This is a genomic window from Pseudomonas sp. P5_B2, from assembly GCF_056400445.1.
In genome coordinates, this window is sequence record NZ_JBFULH010000517.1 from 1 (window position 1) to 2927 (window position 2927).

At 54.5% G+C, this 2927-nt stretch carries 2 protein-coding genes; both read left to right on the forward strand.

Annotated features, from left to right (window positions below; translation table 11 throughout):
• Window positions 1-113: 113 nt before the first annotated feature.
• A complete protein-coding gene (gene yaaA, locus AC1DRJ_RS23280; RefSeq protein WP_477804220.1) occupies window positions 114-893 on the forward strand; it encodes a peroxide stress protein YaaA in 780 nt (259 codons plus the stop codon).
• An 825-nt stretch (window positions 894-1718) separates the two neighbouring features.
• A partial coding sequence (locus AC1DRJ_RS23285; RefSeq protein ID WP_477804221.1) for a nucleotide sugar dehydrogenase occupies window positions 1719-2927 on the forward strand: 1209 nt, incomplete at its 3' end.

Sequence of the window (2927 nt, forward strand, 5' to 3'; positions counted from 1 at the left end):
AACGCGAGGCTGCGTTCTGTCCACTGACACCACCCATCACCTATGACACCCATAGCTGGAGTCAACACGGACAACCCCCTAGAATCGCGCCCACGATTAAAGGAGACGACTTCATGCTGATGGTGATTTCCCCCGCCAAGACCCTCGATTACGAAACACCGCCGGCCACCCAGCGCTTTACCCAGCCGCAGTACCTCGATCACTCTCAGGAGTTGATGATGCAGCTGCGCGACCTGACACCGGCGCAAATCAGCGAATTGATGCACGTCTCCGACAAGATCGGCGGGCTCAACGCCGCACGTTTCGGCAGCTGGACACCCGCGTTCACCCCGGAAAACGCCAAGCAAGCGCTGCTGGCCTTTAAAGGCGACGTGTACACCGGCCTGAATGCGCAAACCTTCAGCGAAGCCGATTTCGATTACGCCCAACAGCATCTGCGCATGTTGTCCGGCCTGTATGGCCTGCTGCGACCGCTGGATTTGATGCAACCGTATCGGCTGGAGATGGGCACCAAACTGGCGAATGCCCGTGGCAAGGACCTGTATGCCTTCTGGGGCACGCGAATCAGCGAATGGCTGAACGAAGCGCTGGCCGATCAAGGCGATGACGTGCTGCTGAACMTGGCGTCCAACGAGTACTTCTCAGCCGTCAAACGCAACGCCTTGAACGCGCGCATCATCAATACCGACTTCAAGGACCTGAAGAACGGCCAATACAAGATCATCAGTTTCTACGCGAAAAAAGCCCGCGGAATGATGAGCCGCTTCGTCATCGAAGAGCGCATCAACAACCCTGCCGACCTCAAGCAATTTGACGTTCAGGGTTACCGCTACAGCGCCGAGCAATCCAAACCGGACCATCTGGTTTTCCTGCGCGATCACTCGCCCGAATAAATGCACCTGTAGAGCGCACGACATCGACAGCCTCGTCGTGCGCCGACCGCAGATCGTCCAACAATCCCCCTCCCGCTTCGCCGGCTTACTGACGCCAAAAAAACATCACTCTATTTTTCTAACGTTAGTTTCACTCGACTTCGATGTTTTTTTTCAGTAGTGGCACTGAAAATTTTTATCAGTAGTGGCATAAAACTATCGAACTCGATAATCACCCGATGTATCAAGGGTGCGACTGCTAGTGCCATCAATATGAAAGCAGTGCCATCTTTCTCTATATTTCAAGAAATTTCCGGTTTCGCGATGGGCGGACTGGAACTATGTCCAAATGCGTAGCTCATACCATCGGTAACGATTATCCATGTGTTTGTACGAGATAACTTACGCAGACAAGAGATTCACGTAGCGAAGTTGTCACATTAACTTCTGAAGATGAGCCTCTTATTTGAGCAACACACAAAGGACAGGAGATATGCACCATTAATATCCCCTACAACGCCAAGAAAGCGCCCCTATAAGCGTGCTCGCCAGGGCACCCAACCGCTTGATTTACAGGCCTATTGCCTGGCATTGAGCGCGCAAGATCTTTGCAACAGCGTCCTCAGGCCAGAGGACCTGATGCATAACAGGGCACGTCATAAGAATAAGGCCTAGTTACGCACATCTTGAGTGCACTTATTTACACACTCGACACTTCATATGCCCGCACACGGCATTGTGGCGCCTGTAAGCCGCACTTTCGAGTGCACTATGACCGCTAAAACACTTAACTCCAGCCATCYAATGGCTTGTGAATACAGTCTTGATAACAGAGAGGTAATTGCGATGCGCATCAGCATATTTGGTTTGGGTTATGTCGGCGCTGTTTGTGCCGGTTGCCTGTCTGCACGGGGCCATGACGTCGTTGGCGTCGATGTTGCCAAAGATAAAATCGATATGATCAACGCCGGTAAATCACCGATTGTTGAACCGGGTCTGGGCGAGCTTCTGCGCAAGGGTATCGATACCGGCAAACTGCGCGGCACGACCAACTTCGCCGAGGCGATTCGTGACACCGACCTGTCGATGATCTGCGTCGGTACGCCGAGCAAGAAGAACGGCGACCTGGAACTGAACTACATCGAAGCCGTGTGCCGCGAAATTGGTTTTGTCCTGCGCGACAAGACCACCCGCCACACCATCGTGGTTCGCAGCACCGTGCTGCCGGGTACCGTGGCCAACGTGGTGATCCCGATCCTCGAAGACTGCTCGGGCAAGAAAGCCGGTGTTGATTTCGGTGTAGCAGTGAACCCTGAGTTCCTGCGTGAAAGCACCGCGATCGCCGACTACGATCTGCCGCCAATGACCGTCATCGGCGAGTTCGACAAGGCTTCGGGCGACGTTCTGCAATCGCTGTACGAAGAACTCGACGCACCGATCATCCGCAAGGACATCGCCGTTGCCGAGATGATCAAGTACACCTGCAACGTGTGGCACGCCACCAAGGTCACCTTCGCCAACGAGATCGGCAACATCGCCAAGGCTGTCGGCGTCGATGGTCGTGAAGTGATGGAAGTGGTCTGCCAGGACAAAACCCTGAACCTGTCCCAGTACTACATGCGCCCAGGCTTCGCGTTCGGCGGCTCTTGCCTGCCAAAAGACGTGCGTGCCCTGACCTACCGCGCCAGCTCCCTGGACGTGGAAGCACCGCTGCTGAACTCTCTGATGCGCAGCAACGAATCCCAGGTACAAAACGCCTTCGACATCGTTTCCAGCCACGACAAACGCAAAGTCGCCCTGCTGGGTCTGAGTTTCAAGGCCGGTACTGACGACTTGCGCGAAAGCCCGCTGGTTGATCTGGCGGAAATGCTGATCGGCAAGGGTTACGACCTGAGCATCTACGACAGCAACGTCGAGTACGCCCGTGTCCACGGCGCGAACAAGGATTACATCGAGTCGAAAATCCCTCAMGTCTCGTCCTTGCTCAACTCCGACTTCGACGACGTGATCAACAACTCCGACGTGATCATCCTCGGCAACCGTGACGAAAAATTC